General features: G+C 67.8%; 1 protein-coding gene. It reads right to left on the bottom strand.

The window, feature by feature from the left end:
- Window positions 1-1,502: zinc-binding dehydrogenase (locus AB0883_RS30760; RefSeq protein WP_366644770.1), on the bottom strand; the 1,502-nt coding region annotated here is incomplete at its 3' end.
- Window positions 1,503-1,523: the final 21 nt, after the last annotated feature.

The raw sequence follows: 1,523 nt of genomic DNA, 5'->3' as shown, positions 1-1,523 counted from the left end.
ATGTCCAGGATCTCACCCAGCATCTGCCCGATCCGGTCAACACCGGCGTCGGACAGGTCGAACGCCTGATACACCACCCCGGGAAGGTCTGCGGCAATCCGGGCCGGGTCCCGCACGTCGGTTTTACCCATCTCCACAAACCGGCCGCCACGGGGCAGCAGTTCCAGCGACGCGTCCACGAATTCCCCGGCCAGGGCGTTGAGGACCACATCCACACCCTCCCCCCCGGTCGCGGTCAGGAAGCTCCGGCGGAAGTCCAGATCACGGGACGACGCCAGGTGCGTGTCGTCCAGACCCATCCCGCGCAGGGTGTCCCACTTGCCGGCACTGGCGGTGGCGTATATCTGCAATCCCCAGGCCTGGGCCAGTTGCACCGCGGCCATACCCACACCGCCGGCCGCAGCGTGGATCAGGATCCGTTGTCCTGGCCGCACATCGGCCAGATCCCGCAACGCGTAAAACGCGGTCAGATAGACGATCGGCACCGACGCCGCCCGGGTAAACGACCACCCCTGCGGGACCCGGGCCAGCAGACGATGATCGGTGACCGCCACCGGCCCGAACGCCCCGTTGAACATTCCGAACACCCGGTCCCCGACCACCACCTCGGTCACATCCGGGGCAGTCTCGATCACCACTCCGGCCGCCTCGCTACCCATCACCGCGGTCGGATCCGGATACATACCCAACCCGACCAGCACGTCGCGGAAGTTCAACCCCGCCGCTCGCACCGCTACCCGTACCTGCCCAGCCGCCAACGGCGCCATCGCCTCCGGACAGTCCAGCACCGTAAGGTTGTCCAGACTGCCTGGCTCTGACACGTCGATACGCCACGACAACCGGTCAGGACCAGGCAGAGACAACCGGCCAGTACCAGCTCGGGTCAACCGTCGGGCATACAGTTCACCGGCCCGTACCGCGATCTCCGGTTCGCCGCTGTCGAGCACCGCGGTCAGGATCCTGCCCAGTTCGCCATCGTTGTCGTGGTCGGTGTCATCGTCGAGGTCGAGCAGGATGAATCGGTGGGGGTGTTCGGACTGCGCGGAGCGGACCAGGCCCCAGACCGCGGCCGCGGCCAGGTCACTGCCGTCGGTAGCGCCGCGGGTGATCACCACCAGGCGGGAACCGTCCGTGGCCGCATCGGCCAGCCATTCCTGGATCCAACCCAACACCAGCGTGCTCGCCGCGTGCGTGGCCTCGACAACGCCGACAGCATCGCCCGCAGCTGGTAGCTCGGCCACCACGACCGTGGGCAGCTCACCATCAAGCTGGCCTGGCGGGTGGGGCACCAGTAGAGGTTGCGGCCGCTGCCCGTGCCATGCCCAGAGCGGTTCGGCAGTCACCGGCGCGGTGTCGGGTTCCGCGTTTGGTAGCGGCATCCATTGCACCGTGAACAGTGACTGCGCCGTATCCGGCGCCCCGGTGCCCAGTTGGTCGGTGGTCACTGGCCGCAGTACCAGCGAGGTTGCGGTCAGCACCGGCTGGCCGGTGGTGTCGAACACGGCCACCGCGATAGCGCCGTC

The organism is Micromonospora sp. NPDC047812, from assembly GCF_040704175.1.
In the GTDB taxonomy this organism is placed as follows: Bacteria; Actinomycetota; Actinomycetes; order Mycobacteriales; family Micromonosporaceae; genus Micromonospora.
The sequence above is the reverse complement of the archived record's forward strand: the minus strand, read 5'-3'. Positions and strand labels throughout refer to the sequence as shown.